The following is a 26,179-nucleotide window of genomic DNA, read 5'->3' on the forward strand; positions in this document are numbered from 1 at the left end:
AGGGCTTATTTTTTATTCTTGATAAGAATGCTCTAATTCATCAATTAATGAACCAACGTAAGAAACAGCTTGACGGATTGCATCTGGTTTTGACATATCTATTCCGGCATGTTTCATTAGTTCAAGTGGTTTCATTGTACCACCAGCGCGAAGCACATCTAACCAGCGATCAATAGCAGGTTGTCCTTCATCTTTAATCATTTGAGCTACTGCAGTAGATGCAGTGAGGCCTGCGGAATATGTGTAAGAATATAGACCCATATAATAATGAGGCTGACGCATCCAAGTTAAGCCCGCACCTTCATCGATTTCTACAGAATCTCCCCAGAATGTCGAAAGGACATTTGTTTTAATTTCAGTTAAAGTTGTAGCTGTAAGGGCCTGTCCTCCTTCTGCTAGAGCATATACTCTACGTTGGTATTCACCCTCAAGTAAATGGGTAACAAAGTTGTGATAATATGTGCCGAGTAGTTGTAGAATGACCCATCTGTGCATCCTCTTATCGTCAGTAGTCGCTAGTAAATGCTGAGCTAATAGTAATTCATTCATAGTTGATGGTGCTTCAACAAAGTACATAGATGGGCGTACGTTCATGATACGTTGGTTTTTATTTGCTAAATAGAAATGACCAGCATGTCCAAATTCATGTGCTAATGTGAAGCATCCACGCATCGTATTTTGCCATGTAATTAAAATATAGGGATGAGAGCCGTATGGACTTGAGCAAAATGCCCCTGTTGATTTGCCTACGTTATCTGCAAGATCTACCCATCTTTCTTTGAATCCTTTTTCGATTATGGAACTATATTCATCGCCTAATACTTTTAAAGAATCTTGAATGAGCGTGGCTGCTTCTTCATAAGTAATCGTCGGATTAAATTCGGGATCTAAAGGTGCATGTAAGTCGCAGAAAAGCATTTGATCGAGTCCTAATGCTTTCTTTTTTAAATCTGCAAAACGGCGCATATGAGGTGCTAATTCTTTATAAATAATATCAAGTTGGTTGTTATACATTTCAAGTGGAACCTTTTGTGGTTCTAATAGCATATGGGTAACGGATTCATATTTACGTAAACGAGAAAGTGTTACTTGTTTTTTTACTTCGGTAGCATATGTTGTCGCAACTGTATTTTTATATCGTTTCAAGGTGGAAACAAATGATGAGTATGCTTTTCTACGTATGTATGCGCTTGGAGAAAATTCATATTTGCTTTCAAATAATGCGAAAGAAACAGGGAGTTCGTTTCCTTGTTCGTCTTGTATAGAAGTGAAATCCATATCTGCCAATTTAGTCATGCCGTAAATTTTGTATGGAGAACTATGAACTTCGCCAAGTGCAGCAAGTGCTTCTTCTGTTTCAGGAGAGAGTGTGTGCTGCCTTTTTTTGAGTATTTCTAGTAACGACTTACGGAAAGGTTCGAGTTTTGTTTCTTCAGTTAAATATTTTTCAATTGTTCCTTCGTCGAATGAGAGGATTTCATTATGAATAAAGGATAGTGCAGTATGTACTTTCGTCCATAAAGCAGAAATTTTGGAAGAGTTCGCTTGAATAACTGGATTTGTACGATCAGTAGATTCTTTTAAATTTGCATATGAGTACAGTTTTGTTAACTTCATTAAAAGCTCTTCTTCTAAAAGTAGGCAATTTAATAAAGTTGTGGAGTTAGTATGTAAACGTCCTTTAAATGCATCAAGTTTCTGTATATCATTTTCTAATATGTTTAATGCGGTATGCCACTCATCATTGGACTTATACAAATCAGACAAATCCCATTTTAGTTCGTTAGGTACTTCCGCACGAACAAGACGATTCTCAATTATAGTTTTCATGTCTTATATCCTCCTTATTAAAAGCATCTAAAAATATGATACTAGAAAATTCAGTAAAATAAAAATATTTAACATTTTTATATATGAAAAAGAAGGAGAAGCAATTCTATGCTTCTCCTTCTTTTTAATTTTAAGAATTAATATACTTTGTCACCATTAAAAATTGAGTTTTTCACGACAACATAATCTACAGTACGAATAGCATCTAGTTTTGTTCCACCAGCGTAAGAGATAGAAGATTGAAGATCTTGTTCCATTTCGATTAACGTATCTTCTAAAGAACCTTTATGCTCAACGAACATTTTCTTACCTTCAACGTTTTTCTTCTCACCCTTTTGGAATTCAGAAGCAGAACCGAAGTATTCTTTATAAAGTTTGCCATCTCTTTCAATTGTTTCCCCTGGAGACTCTTCGTGACCAGCGAATAGAGAACCGATCATGACCATAGTTGCCCCAAATCGAATAGATTTAGCTACGTCGCCGTGTGTACGAATACCACCATCAGCGATAATTGGCTTACTTGCAGCTTTTGCACACCAACGAAGTGCAGCTAGCTGCCAACCACCAGTTCCGAAGCCTGTTTTAATTTTAGTAATACAAACTTTACCAGGTCCAATACCAACTTTTGTTGCATCGGCACCAGCATTTTCTAATTCTCTTACCGCTTCGGGAGTTCCAACGTTTCCAGCGATAACGAAGCTCTCTGGTAAATGTTTTTTAATATGTTGAATCATGTTAATCACAGCATTAGAATGACCGTGTGCGATATCAATCGTGATATATTCAGGTGTAAGTTGCTCAGCAGCTAATTGTTGTACGAATTCATATTCGTCCTCTTTTACACCAACGCTGATAGAAGCGATTAATCCACGTGATTGCATATCTCTAATGAATGAGATTCGTTTCTCTGGTTGGAAACGATGCATGATATAGAAGTAATTGTTTTCAGCTAAATAAGTTGCGATTCTTTCATCAATAATCGTTTGCATATTTGCAGGCACGACAGGTAATTTAAATTTATGTTTTCCTAAAGTGACAGTTGTATCACATTCAGAGCGGCTATTTACAATACATTTTGCAGGAATTAATTGAATATCTTCATAGTCGAATACGTTTTCCATCATTTACACCCCTAAAATACGAATATTTTATTTTTATTAATCAAAAATGTTCGTCCATAGGATAATTTACATTATTTTTATTAAGAAGTCAAAGGATTTCTTAACATTTTTTTAAAAAGTAGATTTTATATCTGAAAAAAAACGTTAAAAACGAATTTAAAACGTTTTTTCAATTGTATTGTTCGTTTATGAAAAAAGGTTGAAAAATTGAGATAATTATACAAGGTTGTATGTATTCTTTTTATTTTTTGGTAGGGTGAGGGTACTATGAAAGGGTTAATGCTAACAATACGAGCAAAAGATGTTATCAATTAGTTGAACAATATATGAAATGATAAGGTTTATTTCTATATAAAAAGATGAATCTGATATGATCCACCTTTTTATGTGAGGTTTCAAGTATAATAAGTAGGGTGATAGTAACGTATACAAAAGATAAAAAAGAAAATAATACAGAATAAAATGAGGTTAATATATGAGTAAAAAAAGTTTTTCTGATTATAAATTAAGTAAGGAAATTGTAAGGGCGCTTACTGGGTTAGGATATGATCATCCAACAGAAGTACAAGGTGAGGTTATTCCAGTCGCATTACAAAAGAAGGATCTTGTTGTGAAGTCCCAGACTGGAAGTGGAAAAACAGCTTCATTTGGTATTCCGCTTTGCGAAATGGTGGAGTGGGAAGAGAATAAACCACAAGCATTAGTTTTAACACCAACGAGAGAGCTTGCGGTACAGGTAAAAGAAGATATTACAAATATAGGTCGATTCAAAAGGATTAAGGCTGCGGCAGTTTATGGGAAATCTCCATTTGCACGTCAAAAATTAGAATTAAAGCAAAAGACACATATTGTAGTTGGGACCCCTGGTCGTGTGTTGGATCATATTGAAAAGGGTACCCTTTCTTTAGAGTGTTTGAAGTATTTAGTTATTGATGAAGCAGATGAGATGCTAAATATGGGCTTTATCGATCAAGTAGAGGCAATTATTGATGAATTACCTATAAAAAGAATGACAATGCTATTCTCAGCAACACTTCCAGAAGATGTTGAAAAATTGTCTCGTACATATATGAATTCACCAACTCATATCGAAATTAAAGCAGCTGGGATTACAACGGATAAAATTGAACATACTCTTTTTGAGGTAATAGAAGACGAGAAGCTTTCACTACTTAAAGATGTAACAACGATTGAGAATCCTGATAGTTGTATTATTTTCTGCCGTACACAAGAAAATGTAGATCATGTATATAGACAGTTAAAACGAGCTAACTATCCTTGCGACAAAATACATGGTGGTATGGTACAAGAAGATCGTTTTGAAGTCATGGATGATTTTAGAAAAGGGAAATTCCGTTATTTAGTAGCAACAGACGTGGCTGCGAGAGGAATTGATATTGATAATATTACACATGTTATTAATTATGATATTCCACTTGAAAAAGAAAGCTATGTACATCGTACTGGAAGAACGGGACGAGCTGGAAATAGTGGAAAAGCTATTACATTTATAACACCATATGAAAATAGATTTTTAGAAGAGATTGAGGAGTATATTGGTTTTGAAATTCCAAAGGCAATTGGACCTTCAAAAGAAGAAGTTATGAAAGAGAAAGCTGCATTTGAAGAAAAGATATATGCTAAACCAATTATAAAGAAAGATAAAAATGCGGACATAAACAAAGGCATTATGAAGCTGTACTTTAATGGCGGGAAGAAAAAGAAAATTAGAGCGGTAGATTTCGTCGGGACAATTGCTAAAATTAAAGGTGTTACAGCAGAAGATATAGGCATTATTACGATACAAGATAACGTTTCTTACGTTGAAATATTAAATGGAAAAGGACCACTGGTTTTAAAGGTTATGAGAAATACAACGATAAAAGGTAAACAATTAAAAGTTCATGAGGCAATTAAATAAATGAAAATATCCACTTTAAAGGTGGATATTTTTTTGGGGCTTACTTATAGAGTGGATAATGTGAATGGACTTTAATCAATACGTGATTGACGATTGTTTTTTTGTATGTTAGTATTTTTAATTGGTTTTTTCTACCGTTTAATAGGAAAATTGGTAATTCATTTAGGAGTATATTTTTATATAAGTAAATCAATTTTATTTTAATTGTTGTAAGCTATAAAAAATAAGGACGGTGTTTATGAAATGAATTTTACTCAAGATAGGTGGAGTTTTAAATGGCTTCATTTTTATTTGATGGTAGTAGTTGTTGCATCTCTTTTATTACGAATATATTTAGCATTTCATTTAGAAGGATATGAACGAGATCAACTATTTTTCGTGGATTGGATGAACACGGTAGGTAAATATGGATTAGGTGATGTGTATGCACATGGGGATTTAGTAAACTACCCTCCGTTTTTCTTAGCTCTTTTAGGTATTTATGGAGTGATATTGTCATTTTTTAATATATCCGTGGATGCTGCTGGTGTTTTAATTCGAGTCCCATCAATTGCATTTGAAGTAGTGGCTATAATTATTTTTGCTATAGCTTCTAAAAGGATAGAAAATTCGATTGTGAGAGCAGCATTAGTGACATTTTTTGCATTTAGTCCAGCAGTTATAGTGGATGGGACTATTTGGGGTCAAGTAGACATGTTACATAGTATATTGATGGTTAGTTCTATTTTATTGCTAATGTATAAGCCAACTTGGTCTGGTGCTATTTACGCTATAGCGTTACTAGCTAAATTTCAATCAATCGTAATTGCGCCTGTATTTGCTATGTATTTCCTAAAAATCATTTTTGAAAAAAGAGAAGGTAAGCAATTAATTAAATTTATAATAGGGTTCTGTATCCCGTTATTAATATTCGGCCTTTATTTCGCAGCACATGGAACATTTATTACTATGTTGACACAAGCATATTTAAATGCGGTGGGTACTTTCCCAACGGTAACTGTATTTGCTATGAATATTTGGTATTACGCGATTGGTACGGATCCTAATACGGTAGATACTATTCAAGTTTTACCACATATTACATTGAAAACAGTTGGATTAATACTCTTGTCTATTGCAGCGGCATTAACTTGTTTATATGTCTTTTTCCATCGCCATATGAATACGGCAGTTCTATTAAAAGCAGCGACTTTTATAAGTTTTGCATTCTTTATGTTACCTACGCAAATGCATGAGAGATATGCTTTCCCAGCATTAGTATTTGTCATCTTTTTATTGCTATATGAAATGAAGTGGACAGGAATAGCTTTAGGATTAACGTTAACAATCTTTTTAAATCTAGTAATGGTTCTGTATGCAGGCTCTAATACGAATATGGGAATGTTTATCGTTACTATTAATGTTTTTATTTTCTATGCTATGTGTAAATTATTAGTAAAAGAGTATTGTGATCGCTTTGAATTACTAATAAAGAAACAGTAAAAATTATAATTTTAGAGAGAAGTACATTTTGCCAGTATGCAAAATGTACTTTTTTAGTTTGAAAGAGTAAAATTCCAATAGAAAAATAAACATGAGAGGATACTTAGAAAATATAATTTCTAAAATACTACAATCATTCGGATAGTTATTAGGACTCTTTTAAATCATCAATCAACTTCTCAGCTAAGCGTCTGTACATATTACTCATCGACACAAATGATGTTAGTAATAAAAATTTCTCTAGGTTCGGATTTTCTAAGGAAGAAATCTCACTTACTTCTGAAACACGGTTATTTACGTCTTGTGTAAAGTTTTCAACGTTGTTTTCGGTAAGGGTAAGATAATCTTTATATAGCGTATTTAATTCGAAGGAATCATCGCCTAATAAGGATTCATTTATATTTTCTAAGGAGCTTTTTATGTCATTAATGGAAAGGGCCCCTTTTAATTGATAAATTAGGCTAATTAAAATCATATGCTCTTTTGAGTATTTTTTATTTTTGATTGGAATAAACAGTTTCCCTTTTGCATAATTGTTAATCATTGTTTTTGTTAATACTTTTTCATCATCGTTTCTTGTTGTATCCGCATAAGTATTTTCAAATAGTTGGACAACCTGGTCTACATACAAGTCGACATTTGGAATATCCTCAAGCGTAATATTTTTTTCTAAATGTAATGTTTCAAGCAATTTATTTATATTTTTCACGTAGAACCCCTCACTTTTATAACTTAGTGGAGCATAAAGTTAAATTTATCTCTAAATATGGTATTACGAAACAAATGAATTGTAAATGTTGACCTCTAATAATAATGCATATATAATTACATGTAGTTATCGAAACTACATGTAATTATATGAGGGGTGTTTATATGAATGCTTATATAAGGGAACCGGTTAATGCTTTTACCCACTTGGGGGGAGCTGTATTATCATTTATTGCATTATTAGCTATGCTTGTAAAAGTTTCTATTAAGATGCCATCTTTTGCGGCAATTACAGCTGTTATTTTGTTTGGCATCGGAATGATGGTTCTGTATACAGCATCAGCTGTATATCATAGTGTGGTAGCCAGTGAACGAGTTATTTATTTCTTTCGAAAGCTTGATCACTCTATGATTTTTATATTAATTGCAGGTACATATGCACCATTTTGTTTAATTACATTACATTCCGCAAACGGTTTATTATTATTTTGTTTAGTTTATGCAACGGCCATTTGTGGTATTGTTTTTAAAATGTTTTGGTTTAGTTGCCCGAGATGGTTATCAACAGCAATTTATATTACAATGGGCTGGTTAATTGTTCTGTTCTTTGCACCGTTAGCTGCTAACTTAAGTGCAGGAGGTATCGTGCTTCTAGTACTTGGAGGCATTCTTTATACAATTGGTGGATTTATTTATGGAACAAAGCCAAAATGGTTAGAGTTTAAACATATGGGGCATCATGAAATTTTTCATGTTTTTGTATTATTAGGTAGTCTTGCGCATTTTCTAAGTGTATATTGTTACGTAATTTAATAAAAAAACGCCACATAATAAAAATTATGTGGCGTTTTTTTATTACCTGATTAGAATCGTATATGTTATAAAATCATTATGGGATAAAATGTAAGTTTCTGTGTTCGCATGTTAAACATAGGATAAGAAATATGTGATATACTTTGAGAAGTTTATAATGAATGAAATATGGAGGACTATAATTATGGCAATACTTGTAACAGGTGGAGCAGGATATATTGGTAGTCATACATGCGTAGAATTACTAAATAGCGGTTACGAAGTTATAGTAGTGGATAACCTTTCGAATAGCTCGGTAGAATCTATAAATCGAGTGAAAGAAATAACAGGAAAACAATTTAAGTTTTATAAAGAAGATGTTTTAAATCATGAAGTGCTTGACGCAATTTTTGAAGAAAATGCAATTGACGCAGTTATTCACTTTGCAGGATTTAAAGCTGTAGGGGAGTCAGTAGCGATTCCATTAACATATTATCATAACAACATTACAAGCACGTTAGTGCTATGTGAAGTAATGCAGAAACATAATGTTAAGAAGATGATCTTTAGTTCATCTGCAACTGTATATGGTATCCCGGAAACGTCACCGATTACGGAGGAGTTTCCATTAAGTGCAACAAATCCATATGGTCAAACGAAATTAATGATTGAGCAAATTATGCGTGATGTAGCATTTGCAGATGCAGAATGGAGTATCGCGTTACTTCGTTATTTCAATCCATTTGGTGCACACGAGAGTGGGCGTATTGGAGAAGATCCAAATGGAATTCCAAATAACTTAATGCCATATGTAACACAAGTAGCAGTAGGTAAGTTAAAAGAATTAAGTGTATTCGGAAATGACTATCCAACGAAAGATGGAACGGGAGTCCGTGATTACATTCATGTTGTGGACTTAGCAAATGGTCACGTAAAGGCGCTTGAGAAAGTACTGAATACAACAGGAGTAGATGCTTATAACCTAGGCACAGGCATGGGCTATAGTGTACTAGAGATGGTTAAAGCGTTTGAAAAAGTTTCGGGCAAGAAAGTTCCTTATAAAATTACAGAGCGTCGCCCAGGTGACGTGGCAGTGTGTTTTGCTGATGCATCTAAAGCGAAGCGTGAATTAGGCTGGGAGGCAACACGCGGATTAGAAGAGATGTGTGCAGATTCTTGGAAATGGCAATCAAATAATAAAAATGGCTATTTAGAAGTTTAATGATGAATAAAAAAATGACCTTTGCATAAAAGCAAGAGGTCATTTTTTATTAAGTTTATTAGCGAATCTAGAAAAGAACGTTTGCTGTTTTAAATGATATGATTTTACAATATCTTATGCTAGAAGATAGTAGAATGAGATAGAGGAATGTATTATTTTATTATTTTATTAATTTTTTATAGAAATTGAAAGCGTATTATTGAAAAGTATTCCAACACTTGTATCATTGCTAGAGTCCGTTTATAATCAAGGAATCCTATTTCATATTTTGATAGGATTATTTATTATTGAAAGCGTTTTAAGTTTCCTCTTTTTTGAGGTAGGAGGTCTGACTTATTCAGATGAAAAATTATGTATGTAGTTTTAAATGGGAAGAAAAATAATATCAGTATCACTTTATAGTGTGGGGAGGTTAAAAGTGTGAAAGGTAAAGATTTTCACACGAATATATATGGGTTATATAGGATTATTACTTTCAGGGGCAGCTTTATTTTTAAATAGTCTTGTTATATTAGGGAAAGCAGAGATGAAAAGTGCGGGTGTTTTTAATTTATTTGTGGGTGCACTACAAATTATTATTCCGTTTTATTTGATCATGATTTCTGACCAAAGCAATTGGACAGTGTATTCATATGCGGCTACTTTCTTATTTGGATTAACTTATTTATATGTAGGTGTTACTTTTATAAAAGGAATGGATAGTAGTGGTCTAGGATGGTTTTGTATTTGGGTAGCAATTATTGCTTTATTCTATATGGTTGTTTCATTTGTTCAATTCCATGATGTTGTTAATGCATTAACGTGGTTTATGTGGGCATTACTTTGGTATTTATTCTTTGTATTAAATACACAAAAGAAGAACATCAATCAATATCTTGGAAGGATTGCCTTCGTACAATCATGGGTAACATTGACTTTACCTTCACTATTTTATTTTATGGGAGTATGGGGAGAGGGATTCGTATATGAACTATGGGTTTATGTATCAGTAATTTCTATTTTGTACTTCTGTTATTGTATTTATAAATATCGAGTACGTTAATATATGATCTGCATAAAAGCATGGAATCGTTAAACTGATTTCATGCTTTTATATATATTAGCGTTTTATAATAAAAGAGGTGGTATCTCATAAATCATGAAAATGGGGATGATGAAATTGAAGAAAGTGTTGGTGTTAGGAGGAACAAGGTTTTTTGGTAAACATTTAGTAGAGTACCTTTTGCAAGCTGGACACGATGTAACAATTGCCACAAGGGGAGTTACTGAAGATTCTTTTGGTAGCGCAGTAAAAAGAATAATTGTCGATAGAGAAGATAGAAAGCTACTAGAAGAGCGTCTAGAAGGAAAAAGTTATGATATTGTATACGATAATTTATGCTATAGTTCAAATGCAGCGAAAATGGTATGTGAATTTTTGAAAGGAAAAACGAAGAAGTATATTATGACATCTTCAATGGCTGTCTATGAACCTGCATTAAGTTTGTTAGAAGAGGACTTTAATCCATACGAATATGCAATTACATATGGAAATAGAAATGATTTTAATTATAGTGAAGGAAAGCGATTAGCCGAAGCGGTTTTATTTCAATATGCAACATTCCCAGTCGTTGCAGTGCGTTTTCCAGTTGTTATTGGAGAAAATGACTATACGAAAAGGTTACAATTTTACGTTGAATGTGTTGTGAACCAAAAACCTATCGTTGTGGATCATGTAGATGGAACTTTGTCATTTATACATGAAAAAGAGGCAGGAGAGTTTCTAGCTTGGTGCGGAATGGAAAATGTGAAAGGACCAATTAACGCCTGTAGTAACGGGGTAGTTTCTACGGAAGAAATTATTCATTTCATAGAAGAGAAGACGGGAATAAAAGCACTCATCCAGGAAGCTGGAGAAAATATAGCTCCTTATAATGAGGTAACTAACTGTACGTTACATAATGGAAAGGCTCGTAAATTTGGATTTTTGTTCCGAGAGCTGAAACTAGAAATAAAAAATGTTTTAAAACATTATATAAATACAATGAAGTAATCATAAATCCCCCGGTGGCAATCCGGGGGATTCTGGAGGATTTCGACAATACTGATTTTACATTACCAAATTTACCTTATACATACGACTAATGTTTTTGTGATTGAATTGCTTGTAAATACTTCTCGTTTACTTGGTCCCAGTTTACTGTATGCCACCAATTGGTAACAAACTCTGGGCGCCGATTTTGATACTTTAAATAATAAGCATGTTCCCATACATCAATTACGAGTAAGGGGATTTTCCCTTCTTGCAAAGGCGTATCTTGATTTGGTGTACTCATAACAGAGAGTTCCTCACCATCAAGAACAAGCCATCCATAGCCACTTCCAAAACGACTAATAGCTGCTTTGGAAAGTTGATCTTTTAAGTTGTCAAAGGTATTGAAATAATAATCAATTACTTTTGCAACGTCTCCATTAGGCTCACCGCCACCTCGTGGGCTCATCACTTCCCAAAAAAGACTATGACAATAGTGACCACCACCGTTATTTCTTACAGCTGTAACAATTTCCTTCGGTAAAGCATCTAAATTACATAGCAATTCTTCTAAAGATTTATTATGTAATTCAGTATAATTTTCTAAAGTAGCATTTAAATTGTTTACGTATGTCGCATGGTGCTTTCCATGATGAATGGAAAGTGTATTGCTATCGATATGTGGCTCTAGTTCATCATAGTCATATGAAAGCTTTGGCAATTGAAATGAAGACATAACATTACCTCCTTTCTATTTAAAAAAGTTGGCCTAGGTAAAAATACTTTACCTGAGTCAAAAATACACCCATTTTCCATATAAGTCAATAGTAAGTCTGTTAATTTTCTGAAAAATATTACAATAAAAGTAACACTCTCAATTTCATTTGTGACTCCTATCCTTTTTGCTTATACTGTAAAGTAGCAAGGTTTTGTTGAAATAGAAGGAGATTGTTTATGAGTAAAACGAAACAATTAATAGAGGAAGCAAGTAATTTTATTACGATTTGTTATAAGGAGCTTCATAAAGAACAATTGATAGAAGAACGTATAAAAGAAATTCAAATTGAGATAGAGAAGACAGGGACATATGAGCATACATTTGAAGAACTTGTTCATGGTTCACGAATGGCATGGCGTAACAGTAATAGATGTATTGGAAGACTATTTTGGAGTAAGATGCACATATTAGATGCGCGCGAAGTAAATGATGAAGAGGGTGTATATAATGCATTAATTCATCATATTAAATATGCAACGAACGATGGAAAAGTTAAACCAACCATTACGATTTTTAAGCAATATCAAGGTGAGGAAAATAATATACGAATTTATAATCACCAATTGATTCGATATGCAGGATATAAAACAGAAATGGGAGTGATCGGTGACTCGCATTCCGCTACATTTACGGACTTTTGTCAGGAGCTTGGCTGGCAAGGAGAAGGTACGAATTTCGATGTATTGCCACTTGTATTTTCTATAAACGGGAAGGCGCCTACATATAAAGAAATTCCGAGGAAAGAAGTAAAAGAAGTGCCAATTGAACACCCAGAATACCCTATTTCATCACTTGGAGCAAAATGGTATGGGGTTCCAATGATTTCAGATATGCGCTTAGAAATTGGCGGTATTTCTTATACAGCCGCTCCGTTCAATGGATGGTATATGGGAACAGAAATTGGGGCGCGCAACTTAGCGGATCATGATCGTTATAATTTACTTCCGGCTGTTGCGGAGATGATGGATTTAGATACATCGAGAAACGGTACGTTATGGAAGGATAAGGCGCTAATTGAGTTGAATATTGCCGTACTACACTCTTTTAAAAAACAAGGAGTTAGTATTGTTGATCATCATACTGCTGCACAACAATTTCAGCAATTTGAGAAGCAAGAAGCTGCTTGTGGTCGTGTTGTAACAGGTAATTGGGTGTGGCTTATTCCACCATTATCTCCAGCTACCACTCATATTTATCATAAACCGTATCCGAATGAAATTTTGAAGCCAAATTTCTTTCATAAATAATATTTAGTGCAGTTTTTTTCTGCAAAATATATTTTTTTTAATTACTGTTATGTAGCAAATGGAAGCCTTTACTCTCGGTTATTTTTGGAAGAGGATTTTTGAACCAAGGAGTTCCTTATGTTATAATCAAATTTCTGTTTCGAAGACCTTATAGAAATATAAGGTCTTTTGTTTTGCTTTTTTATGTAAGAGAAAGAGATTTTTTTCTTTTTAATAAGGGATTTGGCATATTTTTAGGGACGACATAAGTATGTGGGAAGTCGATAAAATGTTATGCATATATAATTATTGTGTTTTGGGTTTAAACAATAAAACATAATAGAGTTGTTTTTTTAGATTGCTGAGGAAGGAGGAAGTGTAAATGAGGATGAAGAGTCGAAAAACTGATTGGCCTGTATTTATTATTAGCGGTGGTTCACTTTTATTATTTGTAATTGCAGTTTTTTTGAACAAGGATTATGTAGAGAGTGCGATTAATAACAGTTTCGCTTTTTCAATTAAATATTTTGGTGCCTTCTGGCAAGTTTTATTATTAGGTACATTTATTGTTGCGATGTGTATGGCGTTCTCCAAATATGGGAGAGTTAAACTTGGGGGATTAGAAAAACCTGAGATTAGTACGGCAAAATGGCTTGCTATTATTATGTCTACATTACTTGCCGGAGGTGGCGTTTTTTGGGCAGCAGCAGAGCCAATGTACCATTTGATGACGGTGCCACCAATACATGATGGTATATCTGCTGGAACGAAAGAAGCAGTTATGCCTGCTTTAGCACAAAGTTATATGCATTGGGGATTTTTAGCATGGACGATTTTAGGTACAATTAGTGCGGTAGTTATGATGTATGGACATTATCATAAAGGTATGCCGCTAAAACCTCGAACGCTTTTATATCCTATTTTTGGGGAAAAATTAAGAAAGAGCCTGCTTGGAACGATAATTGATGCAGCTGCAATTATTGCAGTAGCTGCAGGTACAATTGGCCCAATTGGATTTTTAGGTTTACAAGCAAGTTATGGGTTACAAGAATTATTTGGAATTTCTGATGTATTCACTACTCAATTGGCAATTATTGTTTGCGTAGTGGCCGTGTCTACCATATCGGCAGTAACAGGTATTGATAAAGGGATTCAAATTATAAGTAATTTAAATGTTAGATTAGCAATTTTGTTAATGGCATTCATATTACTATTTGGGCCAGGTGGATTTATTATTGATTCGTTTGTTTCTTCGTTTGGATTTTATGTAAGTGAGTTTATACCGATGAGCACATACCGTGGTGATACAAGTTGGTTAGGATCTTGGACAATCTTTTTCTGGGGATGGTTTATTGGATACGGACCAATGATGGCAATTTTAGTGAGTCGAATTTCAAGAGGGAGAACGATTCGAGAAATCATCGTTGCAATTGGAATTATCGCACCTATTATTACAACGTTTTGGTTTACTATATTAGGTGGATCAGGTGTGTTTTATGAGTTAATGAATCCTGGTTCTATCTCGGACGCATTAAGTGAATCTGGTATGCCGGCAGCTATGATTGCAATTACAGGACAATTGCCACTTTCTAATATTATTGGACCAGCATTTCTTTTATTAACAATTTTATTTGTAGTGACAACAGGAGATTCAATGGCGTATTCCATTTCAATGGCAGTGACTGGAGACGGAGATCCTAGAATTAGTTTGCGAATTTTTTGGTCGCTTATTATGGGAGCAGTTGCAGCAATTCTTTTATATATGGGTGAAGGAAGTATTAATGCGCTACAATCGTTTATCGTAGTGACGGCAGTTCCGGTATCAATTTTGTTATTCCCGATGCTATGGTTAGCGCCTAAAGTTGCGGGAGAATTAGCATTAAAACAAGGTATTGTAAAAGAAGAAGATAAAACTGCATTCTTATTTCAGAAGGCTAGTAAATCAAAATAAATAAAAACGTAAAAGAGGAAGCATCTTAAATGAGATGCTTCCTCTTTTACGTTTAATCTAATACTTTTCCCTTTGTTTCTGGTACACATAGTAGCATTGTAATTAACCCGATTGGGTAGATGATAAAAATCAGGGACAATGCTCCAAGTAGGTTGCCACCTGTAGCGAGTAAGCCGATAATAACAGGCCCAAATCCAGCTAATCCACGCCCTGTACCGAAAATAAAGTTTTCTGCGGTAGAGCGAGCTTCAGCAGGATAGTTTTCAGCTAAAATTGCCCCAAATCCTCCCATCATTCCATTTGCAAAGAATCCAAGCAATGCACTTCCCCATAATAATAATGTTGAATCTGTGAATAAGAAGAAGTAAATGAGACAGTATACTGTACCGCCAATATAATAAATTGCAAAAGTTTTACGACGACCAATTTTATCAGCTAGAATACCAAAGGTTGCAATTCCAATTAGCATACCGATGGTAGAAATGAACATCCAGCCACTTGCTTTTGCTAATGTATAGTTATATTTATTTGCTAAAATAGTTGGCATCCATGTGAAGATTCCGTAATATCCGAAGTTCTGGATAAATGACATAATAATAAGACCGATTGTTGTGATTGTTACTTTTTTATTGGCAAATAACTTTCGAAGTGGGAATTTTTTTATATGTTTTAGTTGTTCTGCTTCAGTAGGTGTTAATTTACCTGCAGCTTCTTTTTGCAATAGTTCTTTTTTGTAGCGTTGTTTTTGCTCCCATATTTTCGGTTCACTTAAACTTTTACGGACATAGACGGCTAGTAAAGCTGGAATTAATCCAAATAAGAAAACGGCTCTCCATCCAAAATGCGGGACAATAAATGCTGGAAGGAGTGAAGCAACCAGTACACCAAATTGCCATCCAAGTGCAACAACAGATGTCGCTTTAGCGCGCATTTCTTTAGACCATGTTTCTGTTACAATGGCCATTCCGATTCCGAATTCACCACCAACTCCCATTCCAACTAAAAAGCGAAGAATTAATAATTGCCAGTAGTCTGTTGCGAAATAAATGAGTGCGGTTGCTAGTGAAAACAGTAAGATTGTGAAGGCCATTGTACGAATACGTCCAAATAAATCAGCAATAAATCCAAATAAATAAGAACCAATTAACATCCCTATTGTGGTAGCTAATGTTAAGTTTCCACCTTCAACAGGACTTAAGTGAAACTCTTTTAAAATATAGACAAGTACGAAAGATAATAGCAACATATCTAAACCTTCTGCTGCATATCCTAGCGCAGAACCAAATAATGTTTTATATCTTTTCGCTTTCGTCTCCTCTGTTATTTGTTGTACATCAGTAGTGACGTTCATTATTACTCCTCCTTATTTTCTACAGTCGCTATGGAAGAATAACAAAAGGCCTTCTCACCTGATATGATGAGAAGGCCAAAAAAGCATACGTATCCCTAAGAAAAGAACATACGTATATTGTATTCCGACTTCCTTCTCAACCTCACGGGGTTGGGTTAAAGGACTGTATTATATTACTTTATTTTTAGCACTCTTCTATTGTATTGTCAAATAAAGAGGAAGTTATTATGTGTAAAATATTTCAAAAAACATTTCGTTCTTCTTGACGCCGACTTCATTATTTTCCCATAATAAAACTAACTAAATAAAAAGGAATGAATCAAAGATGCTAAATTTAGTACTCATGATGATTGAACGAGTCGGACTTATAGTTATTTTAGGATTTTTACTCTCTCATATTAAAACTTTCAGACGTCTCCTTCATAAACAGGATGGCTATGTAGATAAGCTTAAGCTTATTTGTATTTTTTCGGTATTTACAATTGTAAGCAATTACACTGGGATTGAAATAGCAGGAAATACGATTATGAATGAAAATTGGTTACAAGGTGTTTCTTCGTCAAGTACAATTGCGAATACGCGTATTATGGGTGTTGGTATTAGTGGCTTACTTGGTGGCCCTATCGTAGGGGTTGGAGTAGGGTTTATTGCTGGTATTCATCGTTATATGCTTGGTGGTACGACAGCGCTAAGCTGCGCAATCTCTTCTATTTTAGCGGGGATTATAACGGGTTATATCGGATATATTTTCAAAAAATATAATCGTACAATTACTCCTAAGTTTTCAGCAGTTTTAAGTGTTTTTATCGTATCTTTAGAAATGGTTATGATTTTATTAATTATAGAGGATGGAATTAGCGTTGTGAAAACAATAGCGATACCGATGATTCTTGTAAATAGTTTTGGAAGTTTTATTTTACTTTCTATGATACAAGCTATTTTGCGTCAGGAGGAGAATGCAAAAGCACTTCAGACTCATAAAGTATTGCGTATTGCTGATAAAACGTTACCGTATTTTCGTCAAGGTTTAACAGAAGAATCGTGTAAGCATGTGGCACAAATTATTCACCGCTTTACAGGAACGGATGCGGTATCTTTAACAGATACAGAGAAAATATTAGCGCACGTTGGATTAGCATCAGATCACCATATTCCTTCACATAGTTTAATAACTGGTTTATCAAAAGAGGTTTTACATACAGGGAAAATAATGAAGGCGAAATCACGTGAGGTTATTAATTGCCAACATGAAAGCTGTCCCTTACAAGCCGCTATTGTTATTCCACTAACTTCACATGGAAATACGATAGGTACATTAAAACTGTATTTCAAAAATTCTAACCAGTTAAGTCGCGTTGAAGAAGAATTAGCAGAGGGGTTAGCAAAGATATTCTCCACGCAGTTAGAGTTAGGAGAAGCTGAGTTGCAAAGTAAATTACTTCAAGATGCGGAGATAAAAGCATTACAAGCACAAATTAACCCGCACTTTTTATTTAATGCGATTAATACAGTATCAGCTTTATGCCGAACAGATGTAGAAAAAGCAAGGAAGTTATTATTACAGCTGAGTGTGTATTTTCGTTGTAATTTGCAAGGGGCACGTCAGTTATTGATTCCACTAGAGCAAGAATTAAACCACGTACAGGCATACTTATCATTAGAACAAGCAAGGTTCCCAAATAAGTATGAGGTAAAGATGTATATTGAGGATGAGCTAAAGACAACTTTAGTACCACCATTTGTTCTTCAACTATTGGTTGAAAATGCACTGCGACATGCTTTTCCGAAGAAGCAACCAATATGCGAAGTGGAAGTGCATGTTTTTGAAAAAGAGGGTATGGTTCACTTTGAAGTAAAAGATAATGGACAGGGAATTGAGGAAGAACGTTTAGAACAATTAGGAAAGATGGTAGTTTCATCAAAGAAAGGGACTGGAACAGCTTTATATAATATTAATGAACGTCTTATTGGGTTATTTGGGAAAGAAACGATGCTTCATATCGAAAGTGAATTAAATAAAGGGACGGAGATTACCTTTATTATTCCAAAAAAAGTAGGGGAGGAAGAGCCGGGTGTTAAAAGTATTAGTAGTTGACGATGAAATGTTAGCACGTGATGAACTAAAGTATTTATTAGAGAGAACGAAAGAAGTTGAGATAGTTGGTGAGGCTGATTGTGTGGAAGACGCATTAGAAGAACTAATGCAAAGTAGACCAGATATTGTGTTTTTAGATATTCAATTATCCGATGATAACGGATTTGAAATCGCGAATATATTAAAGAAGATGAAAAATCCACCTGCAATTGTATTTGCTACTGCCTATGATCAATATGCGCTGCAAGCATTTGAAGTAGATGCGTTAGACTACATTTTAAAACCATTTGATGAAGAACGTATTGTGCAAACATTAAAGAAGTATAAAAAACAAAAACAAGCGCAAATAGAAACGAAGCACGAAATAAAGGGGACAGATGTAGCAGCAGAGATGCATAAATTAGCATTACCAATTGAAGAATCAATCGTACTTGTGAATATTGAAGACATTATATATGTAGGGCTTGTAGATGGGAAAGTAACAGTAAAAACAATGAGGGAAACGTATGTAACACATGATACACTTGTAATTTTAGAGAAGAAGTTACCACAAGCAAGCTTCATGCGCATCCATCGTAGCTTTATTGCGAATATTAATCATATTACTGAAATTCAGCCATGGTTCAATTCTACTTATAATTTAATCATGAAAGAAGGATCGAAAGTACCTGTTAGCCGTACATATGCAAAAGAACTCAAGAAGCTGCTTCGTATTTAAGAAGCAGCTTTTGTATTTCATCCTTTTATATTTGTAACTGATTCTGTATATTTGACGTTCTGTTATGTAAACGCTTACTTTAGTGTTTATATCCTATACAATAAAGGTACCAAATCGAAAGAGGTGGCCAAAATGAGTACGAAAAAAGTATATAGTTTCTTATCACAAGCATTTATATTCTCAGCTATTATGTTAATTTCAAATATTATTGCAACGCATTTACCAATTCCAATGCCTTCATCGGTAATCGGGTTAGTTATTTTATTTAGTCTATTATGTTTAAAAGTAATTAAATTGGAGCAAGTTGAATCACTTGGAACAGCTTTAACCGGCATTATCGGATTCCTTTTCGTCCCATCAGGTATTTCAGTTATTAATTCTCTTGGTGTAATGGGGCAATACTTTGTACAAATTTTAACTGTAATTGTTGTAGCAACAGTTATTTTACTCGCTGTAACAGGATTATTTGCACAATTCATTTTAGGAAAAGATGAAAAAGAAACAGAAGATACAAAAGAATTGAAAATAGTAAATAAAGGACGCAAGCACGGAAAGGTTGCGTAACCATTGAATTTATATATTGTTAGGAGGTAATGAACATGGCAAGCACAATGACTCCATATTTCGGAATCGTCGTTTCATTAATCGCATACGGAATCGGAACATTATTATTCAAGCATTCAAAAGGGTTCTTCCTATTTACACCATTATTCGTAGCGATGGTATTAGGGATTGTCTTTCTAAAGGTAGGTAACTTTACTTTTGAAGAATATAATACTGGTGGAAAAATGATTAGTTTCTTCTTAGAGCCAGCAACAATTGCATTCGCTATCCCACTATATAAACAAGTTGATAAGTTGAAAAAATATTGGTGGCAAATTTTATCAGCTATCGTGGTTGGATCTATTTGTTCAGTAATTGTCGTGTTCATTGTTGCAAAAGCAATCGGTTTAGATACAGCAGTAATGAATTCAATGCTACCACAAGCAGCAACAACAGCAATTGCGTTACCAATTTCAGAAAGTATTGGTGGTATTCCTGCAATTACATCGTTTGCGGTTATTTTCAACGCAGTTATCGTATACGCATTAGGAGCATTATTCTTAAAAACATTTAGAGTGAAGCATCCGATTGCAAAAGGTTTAGCACTTGGAACAGCGGGCCATGCATTAGGAGTTGCAGTAGGAATTGAAATGGGTGAGGTAGAGGCAGCGATGGCAAGTATCGCTGTAACGGTAGTTGGGGTTGTAACAGTAGTTGTCATCCCGATGTTCATGCCATTCATTGGATAGTAAAACTTACTTAAAAAATAAGAAAAGCAAGCTATTTGTAGGACAGATTTCTACTGATAGCTTGCTTTTTATGTTACAGTAGTGGTAAGACCTATTTAAAAAAATGTAAGTTTCCTTAAATCTTCATTAATACTATGTAGAATACGTTTTGAATTAGGTCATTGTATTGTAAAATAAGAAGTAAGCTACTATATACCTGTTAAGGTAGGCATATAATGAGTTTATAAAAATCTTAATATGAATGAATAATTAAAAGTAGAAAAGAGAGAGAAATCTACTTATTAACGTTTTAGTTTATAGGACAGGAGAGAGTATTCGTCGATTATGCAAATAAAAAACCTGTTTCAAAGCAAAGGATTTCAGAGGTTACTCGTATTAGTAATACTTGCTCTCGTGTTATACGGGCTGCAAAGTATGTTGAATTTAATATTAATTACGTTTATTCTCACGTATTTAATGGATCGATTCCAAAAGTTTATTTCCCGCAAATTAGATCATTTCATGCCTATTAATCGAAAAATTATTATAGCATTTCTATATGTAATGTTAATTGGTGGAATTGCTATTACACTATTTAAATATTTACCAGTATTAACGATACAAATTTCACAATTGATTTACCAATTCAATGTATTTTTAAGAAACCCACCAGATAGTGAACTAATTAAGTATGCAGTTAATGCTGTCAATCATATGGAGCTTTCTAAATATGTAGGACAAGGCGTAGACATTTTGTATAAATCAATTACGAATGTTGGTAAATTTGGTCTTCAAGTTTTACTTTCTTTAATTTTGAGTTTGTTTTTCTTACTAGAAAAATCTCGTATTGTTGGTTTTACTGCAAAGTTTAAAGAAAGCAGGCTTGCAATTTTCTATACTGAAATTGAGTATTTTGGTAAGAAATTTGCACGTTCATTCGGAAAAGTAATCGAAGCACAATTTTTAATTGCAGTTGTTAACTGTGTTTTATCCGTGATTGCACTATGGATATTAGGATTCCCGCAATTATTAGGTTTAGCATTAATGATTTTCTTGCTTGGATTAATTCCAGTAGCGGGGGTTATCATTTCGTTATTCCCACTTTGTATGATTGCTTACAATATTGGCGGTATTATGTACGTTGTTTATATTTTAGTTATCGTAACAGTGATTCATGCGCTTGAAAGTTACGTATTAAATCCGAAGTTTATGTCGCAAAAAACAAATTTACCGATTTTCTATACTTTTATGGTATTAATTTTCTCAGAGCACTTCTTAGGTGTATGGGGACTGATTATCGGTATCCCAATCTTCATTTTCTTACTAGATGTTTTAGACGTGACAAGTGATGAAATTGAGAAGGATGTTGGAACAAAATAAAGTGAAGTAGAGAAAAAGCATCGATGTTCGATGCTTTTTCTTTTATAACATTATGTTTCTTATGCCATACTGTAAGGAGAATATAGAATAGGGGTGAAGTAATGGCTGTAAATGAAAAGGTAGAATTGGCTACATTTGCTGGAGGGTGTTTCTGGTGTATGGTTTCTCCATTTGAAGAGATGGAGGGAATTATACAGGTTGTTTCAGGTTATACAGGCGGTCATAAAGAGGACCCAACGTATAAAGAAGTGTGCTCAGAAACAACAGGACATTATGAAGCAGTACAAATTACATTTGATGCAAATAAAATGCCGTATGAGGAATTGTTAAATATATATTGGAGACAAATTGATCCGACTGATATTGGGGGACAATTCCACGACCGCGGGCAGTCTTATGAAACGGTGATTTTTTATCATAATGAAGAACAACATAAAAAAGCTGAGGCCTCAAAAGAAGAGCTTGAGCAGAGTGGACGCTTTTCAAAACCAATTGCGACAAAAATACTACCAGCAGCTACATTTTATCCAGCTGAAGAATATCACCAAGGATATCATAAGAAAAACACATTCCGCTATGAGTTATATCGTAAAGGCTCAGGACGAGATGTTTTTATTAAGCAACATTGGCCAAAGGATAATGCTCATTTAAAAGAAAAACTCAATGAGATGCAGTTTTATGTAACACAGGAAAATGGTACAGAACCACCATTTCGAAATGAGTATTGGAACCATAAAGAGGAAGGTCTTTATGTAGACATCGTTTCAGGTGAGCCGCTGTTTACTTCTCTAGACAAATTTGATAGTGGATGTGGATGGCCTAGTTTTACAAAACCAGTTATGTCAGCAAGTGTGAAAGAAAAGATGGATGTGAGTCATAATATGACACGTACAGAAGTGAGAAGTAAAGAAGGAGACTCACATCTTGGGCACGTATTTCCAGACGGTCCAGGACCAAATGGCCTTCGTTACTGTATTAATTCCGCAGCTCTTCGATTTATTCCAAAAGAGGAATTAGAGAAAGAAGGCTATGGCGATTTCCTAATCTTGTTTGGAAATAAAAAATAACCTCGCAGTTAGCGAGGTTATTTTTTTGTTATTTTGCTTTTTTCTTTTTGAACTTGCTTAATACTTCATAAACGATTGGAACAATAAGAAGTGTTAATAACGTTGAACTTGTTAATCCACCAATTACTGTTACACCAAGTCCTTTAGAAATTAAGCCACTACCTTCAAATCCTAATGCAAGCGGGATAAGAGCACCGATTGTTGCAATTGCAGTCATTAAAATTGGACGAAGGCGTGTTGCACCAGCTTCTAATAAAGCTTCACGTGTTGATAGACCTTCATTTTCTTTATGAATAACGCGGTCGATAAGCACGATTGCGTTTGTTACAACGATACCGATTAACATAAGCGCACCAATCATTGCAGATACACTTAATGTTTCACCAGAGATTAATAAGGCAACAAGAGCCCCAATAATTGTGAATGGTAGCGAGAATAAAATTGCGAATGGTGCAAGAGCACCGCCAAATGTAACGACAAGAACGAAGTATACAATGGCAATCGCAGCTAACATCGCTAAGCCCAGTTGTTTGAATGATTCTTCAATATCTTTAGTAACACCGCCCATAGAAACATCTACACCGGAAGGAAGATCCATTTTATCTACTTCTTTTTGGACTGCAGCAGATGCTTTTGAAACGTCATCAGATGTTAGTTTTGCACTAACCTCTGCATAAACACGTCCATCTCGGTGTGTTACTGTATTCGATGTTTCACCTTCTTTTACAGTCATAACATCTTTCACAGCTACTTCATTACCAAGTGGTGTTGTAATTTTGCGATTTGTTAAGTCATCGATTGTTTCATAATTTTGTTTTTCAGCTTCTACATATACATTGATATCTTTACCGTCTTTTTTAATTGTTGTCAGAACAGGGCGATCATGTTGATTAGAAAGTCCCATTCCAATTTGAGCAGCCGTTAAGCCCATTTTACTTAGCTTTTCTTGATCTGCGACTAAAGTGTACTCTGCATATGTTTTTGCAATACTAGAATCTATATCTTTTAAGTCTTTATTTTTCTTCATGATATTTTGAATATCTTTTACGACAGGCTTAATGTCTTCTGAGCTATCTCCGTAAACGTATAGTTTAATTTCATTACTACCGCCACTTGCTCCGAAGTCTTGGTTTTTCCATTCGCCTTTGCCAGACATCTTCTGTAAATCTTTAACGACTTGTTCTTTCTCTTTTTCAAAGTTTTTCGTGTCGTTATCATATTGCACGAAGAACATTGCTTGGTTTGATTGACCAGGACTCATTGGATTCTCTCCACCTAATGAGAACTGAATTGTTTTGACGTCTTTATTATCTTGGAAGTGCTTCTCAGCTTTTGTTGCAATTTTTTCAACGTCTTCTAACGTTTGACCTGGTTCAGGATTATATGTTGCAATAATCATTTTTTCTTCTTCAGAAGGTAAGAAACTTACACCGATAACTGGTACAAGTGCAAGACTACCAACCAATAGAAGGACAGCGATACTTGATGTAATAATTTTGTGATTTAAAGCCCATGCAAGTATGCGTTTATAACCATTTGCTAATTTACTTGGTTTTTCTTCATGATGTACTTCTTTTTCCCTCATACTCTCTTTCTTAAATAAAGAGTGAGCTAGCATCGGTACGATTGTAACAGCTACTAGTAATGATGCTAATAAAGCGAAGACGATAGTTAAGGCAAATGGTAAGAACATTTCACCAATCATACCTTTTACTAGTCCAAGTGGTAAAAATACAGCAATTGTTACAATGGTAGAAGACATAATTGGGATAAACATTTCTTTCGTAGCTTCACGAATTAAATCTTTTCCGCGCAATTTCTCTTCTGATAACGACATACGTCGGTAAATATTTTCAATAACAACAATTGAGTCATCGACAACGCGGCCTATAGCAACGGTCATTGCTCCAAGTGTCATAATGTTAAGCGTAATATCCATTTGCTTTATGACTAAAACAGCAATTAATAAAGAAAGTGGTATTGAAACGACAGAGATTAACGTTGTTCGAATATTTCGTAGGAACAGCATAATAATAACAATCGCAAAGATAGCACCGAAAATTGCTTTGCTTAGCATTGTTTCAACTGATTTTTCAATAGGTGCACCTTGGTCGAATGTTGAAATGATCTCTAAATCTTTATATTTTTTCTCAAGATCTTTTACTTTATCTTTTACTGCATTTACAACATCAACTGTATTTGCATCGGAGGCCTTCACAATTTGAATTCCAATTGCTTCTTTTCCATTTGTTCGAGAAATGGATTCTGCTTTCCCAACTTCTTTAATGTCAGCAATTTCGTCTAATGTAACTGTTGGAATCCCGTTCATAGCAGCTGGATTCATTTGCGGCGTTTGTGCACCAGCGCCAGCATTTTGACTACCTTGACCGTTAGGTGAGGAAGGTATAGCTGGAATTTTAAGTTCTTTTAATGCTTTAATCGTTGTAATATTGCCATCTACAACAACTGATTTTTCCGTGTCTTTAAATGTGTATAAGCCAAGTGGTAAAGATACATCCGATCCCTTAATCACATTTTTTACAGTATCTTCACTTAGTCCTAGTTCTTTCATTTTATCTTTCTTGAAGACAAGCTGTACTTCATCTACTTGTTGGCCAGCAATTTGGACAGATGCAACACCATCAAGTCCTTTTAATCCTGGTACAACATTTTTTTCTACATTTTCAGTTAAGGTAGCTAAAGATTCATTCTTGCTTGCTACGCTTAACGAAATAACTGGGAAAGCATTGAAGTTTACTCGTGAAACTTTAGGATCTTTAACACCTTCTGGGAGTTTTACATTTGTGAGAGCTTCTTTAATTTCTGTTTCTGCTTTTTCCATATTTTTATCAAAATCGTATTCTACTTGAATAGAAGATGCGTTTTGAAAAGATGATGAGCTTACAACGTTAACACCGCTTAAATTTTGTAGTTGTTCTTCCATCGGCTTTGAAACTTTATCAGCTACTTCTTCTGGTGTAGCACCAGGATAGACCGTAGTTACTGTTACAATCGGTGTTGTAATATCAGGAATTGTTTCCAGCTTCATATTGAGTCCAGAGTAGATCCCTGCAATAGTAACAATAATGGTTAGTAGCCAAACTGCGAACTTATTTTTTAACGAGAAATTGATGATTTTGTTCATGTTTGCGCTCCCTTTATATTGTATTGACCAACTGGTCAGTCTAATACATAATATAACTGACCAGTTGGTCAATCGTCAATAAAAAGAGATGGTATAATACATTTATAATA

Annotated in this window: 20 protein-coding genes; 14 read left to right on the top strand and 6 right to left on the bottom strand. The window is 34.4% G+C overall.

Annotated features, from left to right (window positions below):
* Nucleotides 1-12: 12 nt before the first annotated feature.
* Both pepF and guaC read right to left on the bottom strand, forming a co-directional pair.
* The gene (gene pepF, locus MRP26_RS12105; RefSeq protein WP_069356593.1) at nt 13-1,830 is read right to left on the bottom strand and encodes an oligoendopeptidase F; all 1,818 of its coding nucleotides are present in this window, start codon (nt 1,828-1,830) and stop codon (nt 13-15) included.
* 137 nt (nt 1,831-1,967) lie between these two features.
* Nucleotides 1,968-2,951 (bottom strand): GMP reductase, encoded by a 984-nt coding sequence (gene guaC, locus MRP26_RS12110; protein WP_000432447.1) that lies wholly within the window; start codon nt 2,949-2,951, stop codon nt 1,968-1,970.
* 475 nt (nt 2,952-3,426) lie between these two features.
* Between guaC and dbpA the strand changes: the two genes are divergently transcribed.
* Together dbpA and MRP26_RS12120 are read left to right on the top strand one after the other, a co-directional pair.
* Nucleotides 3,427-4,872 carry an ATP-dependent RNA helicase DbpA gene (dbpA, locus tag MRP26_RS12115; protein ID WP_053563264.1) on the top strand — a complete coding sequence of 482 codons (1,446 nt, stop codon included), beginning with the start codon at nt 3,427-3,429 and terminating at the stop codon, nt 4,870-4,872.
* A 243-nt stretch (nt 4,873-5,115) separates the two neighbouring features.
* A complete protein-coding gene (locus MRP26_RS12120; RefSeq protein WP_053563265.1) occupies nt 5,116-6,354 on the top strand; it encodes a hypothetical protein in 1,239 nt (412 codons plus the stop codon).
* A gap of 148 nt (nt 6,355-6,502) precedes the next feature.
* Here MRP26_RS12120 and MRP26_RS12125 read toward each other — a convergent pair whose 3' ends face one another.
* On the bottom strand, nt 6,503-7,063 hold the full coding sequence (locus tag MRP26_RS12125; protein WP_088022546.1) for a DUF1836 domain-containing protein: 561 nt from the start codon (nt 7,061-7,063) through the stop codon (nt 6,503-6,505).
* Between the two features lie 164 nt (nt 7,064-7,227).
* Here MRP26_RS12125 and trhA point away from each other — a divergent pair, with 164 nt between their 5' ends.
* The 4 genes from trhA to MRP26_RS12145 all read left to right on the top strand — a co-directional run bounded on the left by trhA (nt 7,228) and on the right by MRP26_RS12145 (nt 11,108).
* On the top strand, nt 7,228-7,875 hold the full coding sequence (trhA, locus tag MRP26_RS12130) for a PAQR family membrane homeostasis protein TrhA (RefSeq protein WP_088022545.1): 648 nt from the start codon (nt 7,228-7,230) through the stop codon (nt 7,873-7,875).
* A gap of 184 nt (nt 7,876-8,059) precedes the next feature.
* Nucleotides 8,060-9,076 carry a UDP-glucose 4-epimerase GalE gene (gene galE / locus MRP26_RS12135; RefSeq protein ID WP_053563268.1) on the top strand — a complete coding sequence of 339 codons (1,017 nt, stop codon included), beginning with the start codon at nt 8,060-8,062 and terminating at the stop codon, nt 9,074-9,076.
* Nucleotides 9,077-9,527: 451 nt separating this feature from the next.
* Nucleotides 9,528-10,118, top strand: a complete 591-nt coding sequence (locus MRP26_RS12140; RefSeq protein ID WP_000540540.1) for an AmiS/UreI family transporter — start codon at nt 9,528-9,530, stop codon at nt 10,116-10,118.
* 96 nt (nt 10,119-10,214) lie between these two features.
* The gene (locus tag MRP26_RS12145) at nt 10,215-11,108 is read left to right on the top strand and encodes an NAD-dependent epimerase/dehydratase family protein (protein WP_141240957.1); all 894 of its coding nucleotides are present in this window, start codon (nt 10,215-10,217) and stop codon (nt 11,106-11,108) included.
* An 88-nt stretch (nt 11,109-11,196) separates the two neighbouring features.
* Here the strand turns inward: MRP26_RS12145 and sodA are convergent, their stop codons facing one another.
* The gene (gene sodA, locus MRP26_RS12150) at nt 11,197-11,823 is read right to left on the bottom strand and encodes a superoxide dismutase [Mn] (protein ID WP_000094037.1); all 627 of its coding nucleotides are present in this window, start codon (nt 11,821-11,823) and stop codon (nt 11,197-11,199) included.
* A 218-nt stretch (nt 11,824-12,041) separates the two neighbouring features.
* On the opposite strand from sodA, the gene MRP26_RS12155 reads away from it, so the two are divergent.
* Nucleotides 12,042-13,112, top strand: coding sequence for a nitric oxide synthase oxygenase (locus MRP26_RS12155; RefSeq protein WP_000047620.1), 1,071 nt, complete (start codon nt 12,042-12,044; stop codon nt 13,110-13,112).
* A gap of 361 nt (nt 13,113-13,473) precedes the next feature.
* A complete protein-coding gene (locus MRP26_RS12160; RefSeq protein ID WP_001242450.1) occupies nt 13,474-15,042 on the top strand; it encodes a BCCT family transporter in 1,569 nt (522 codons plus the stop codon).
* A 52-nt stretch (nt 15,043-15,094) separates the two neighbouring features.
* Here the strand turns inward: MRP26_RS12160 and MRP26_RS12165 are convergent, their stop codons facing one another.
* Nucleotides 15,095-16,393, bottom strand: a complete 1,299-nt coding sequence (locus tag MRP26_RS12165; protein ID WP_071731548.1) for an MFS transporter — start codon at nt 16,391-16,393, stop codon at nt 15,095-15,097.
* A 325-nt stretch (nt 16,394-16,718) separates the two neighbouring features.
* On the opposite strand from MRP26_RS12165, the gene lytS reads away from it, so the two are divergent.
* The 6 genes from lytS (at nt 16,719) to msrB (ending at nt 22,924) form a co-directional block, all read left to right on the top strand.
* On the top strand, nt 16,719-18,488 hold the full coding sequence (lytS, locus tag MRP26_RS12170; protein WP_242806169.1) for a two-component system sensor histidine kinase LytS: 1,770 nt from the start codon (nt 16,719-16,721) through the stop codon (nt 18,486-18,488).
* Nucleotides 18,466-19,206, top strand: coding sequence for a LytR/AlgR family response regulator transcription factor (locus MRP26_RS12175; protein ID WP_000921848.1), 741 nt, complete (start codon nt 18,466-18,468; stop codon nt 19,204-19,206). The genes lytS and MRP26_RS12175 overlap by 23 nt, the downstream gene beginning before the upstream one ends.
* Before the next feature lie 132 nt (nt 19,207-19,338).
* Nucleotides 19,339-19,770 carry an antiholin-like murein hydrolase modulator LrgA gene (gene lrgA / locus MRP26_RS12180; protein WP_053563271.1) on the top strand — a complete coding sequence of 144 codons (432 nt, stop codon included), beginning with the start codon at nt 19,339-19,341 and terminating at the stop codon, nt 19,768-19,770.
* A 35-nt stretch (nt 19,771-19,805) separates the two neighbouring features.
* The gene (gene lrgB, locus MRP26_RS12185; protein WP_000168869.1) at nt 19,806-20,498 is read left to right on the top strand and encodes an antiholin-like protein LrgB; all 693 of its coding nucleotides are present in this window, start codon (nt 19,806-19,808) and stop codon (nt 20,496-20,498) included.
* A gap of 324 nt (nt 20,499-20,822) precedes the next feature.
* On the top strand, nt 20,823-21,857 hold the full coding sequence (locus tag MRP26_RS12190; protein WP_001166009.1) for an AI-2E family transporter: 1,035 nt from the start codon (nt 20,823-20,825) through the stop codon (nt 21,855-21,857).
* A 101-nt stretch (nt 21,858-21,958) separates the two neighbouring features.
* Nucleotides 21,959-22,924, top strand: a complete 966-nt coding sequence (gene msrB / locus MRP26_RS12195; RefSeq protein WP_242806170.1) for a peptide-methionine (R)-S-oxide reductase MsrB — start codon at nt 21,959-21,961, stop codon at nt 22,922-22,924.
* Nucleotides 22,925-22,952: 28 nt separating this feature from the next.
* On the opposite strand, the gene MRP26_RS12200 is transcribed toward msrB, so the two are convergent.
* Nucleotides 22,953-26,069, bottom strand: coding sequence for an efflux RND transporter permease subunit (locus MRP26_RS12200; protein WP_078400648.1), 3,117 nt, complete (start codon nt 26,067-26,069; stop codon nt 22,953-22,955).
* Nucleotides 26,070-26,179 lie beyond the last annotated feature (110 nt).

The sequence above is a fragment of the Bacillus sp. CCB-MMP212 genome (assembly GCF_022748145.1).
In the GTDB taxonomy this organism is placed as follows: Bacteria; Bacillota; Bacilli; order Bacillales; family Bacillaceae_G; genus Bacillus_A; species Bacillus_A cereus.

What these genes read in the sequence shown, in the direction of transcription:
- MRP26_RS12120 (WP_053563265.1), top strand. Translation starts at nt 5,116, where the DNA reads ATGAATTTTACTCAAGATAGGTGGAGTTTTAAATGGCTTCATTTTTAT.
- MRP26_RS12165 (WP_071731548.1), bottom strand. Translation starts at nt 16,393, where the DNA reads ATGAACGTCACTACTGATGTACAACAAATAACAGAGGAGACGAAAGCG.
- lrgA (WP_053563271.1), top strand. Translation starts at nt 19,339, where the DNA reads ATGAGTACGAAAAAAGTATATAGTTTCTTATCACAAGCATTTATATTC.
- MRP26_RS12145 (WP_141240957.1), top strand. Translation starts at nt 10,215, where the DNA reads ATGAAAATGGGGATGATGAAATTGAAGAAAGTGTTGGTGTTAGGAGGA.
- galE (WP_053563268.1), top strand. Translation starts at nt 8,060, where the DNA reads ATGGCAATACTTGTAACAGGTGGAGCAGGATATATTGGTAGTCATACA.
- MRP26_RS12155 (WP_000047620.1), top strand. Translation starts at nt 12,042, where the DNA reads ATGAGTAAAACGAAACAATTAATAGAGGAAGCAAGTAATTTTATTACG.
- MRP26_RS12140 (WP_000540540.1), top strand. Translation starts at nt 9,528, where the DNA reads ATGGGTTATATAGGATTATTACTTTCAGGGGCAGCTTTATTTTTAAAT.
- msrB (WP_242806170.1), top strand. Translation starts at nt 21,959, where the DNA reads ATGGCTGTAAATGAAAAGGTAGAATTGGCTACATTTGCTGGAGGGTGT.
- MRP26_RS12160 (WP_001242450.1), top strand. Translation starts at nt 13,474, where the DNA reads ATGAGGATGAAGAGTCGAAAAACTGATTGGCCTGTATTTATTATTAGC.
- dbpA (WP_053563264.1), top strand. Translation starts at nt 3,427, where the DNA reads ATGAGTAAAAAAAGTTTTTCTGATTATAAATTAAGTAAGGAAATTGTA.
- MRP26_RS12200 (WP_078400648.1), bottom strand. Translation starts at nt 26,069, where the DNA reads ATGAACAAAATCATCAATTTCTCGTTAAAAAATAAGTTCGCAGTTTGG.
- pepF (WP_069356593.1), bottom strand. Translation starts at nt 1,830, where the DNA reads ATGAAAACTATAATTGAGAATCGTCTTGTTCGTGCGGAAGTACCTAAC.
- MRP26_RS12190 (WP_001166009.1), top strand. Translation starts at nt 20,823, where the DNA reads ATGCAAATAAAAAACCTGTTTCAAAGCAAAGGATTTCAGAGGTTACTC.
- lytS (WP_242806169.1), top strand. Translation starts at nt 16,719, where the DNA reads ATGCTAAATTTAGTACTCATGATGATTGAACGAGTCGGACTTATAGTT.
- trhA (WP_088022545.1), top strand. Translation starts at nt 7,228, where the DNA reads ATGAATGCTTATATAAGGGAACCGGTTAATGCTTTTACCCACTTGGGG.
- lrgB (WP_000168869.1), top strand. Translation starts at nt 19,806, where the DNA reads ATGGCAAGCACAATGACTCCATATTTCGGAATCGTCGTTTCATTAATC.
- sodA (WP_000094037.1), bottom strand. Translation starts at nt 11,823, where the DNA reads ATGTCTTCATTTCAATTGCCAAAGCTTTCATATGACTATGATGAACTA.
- guaC (WP_000432447.1), bottom strand. Translation starts at nt 2,951, where the DNA reads ATGGAAAACGTATTCGACTATGAAGATATTCAATTAATTCCTGCAAAA.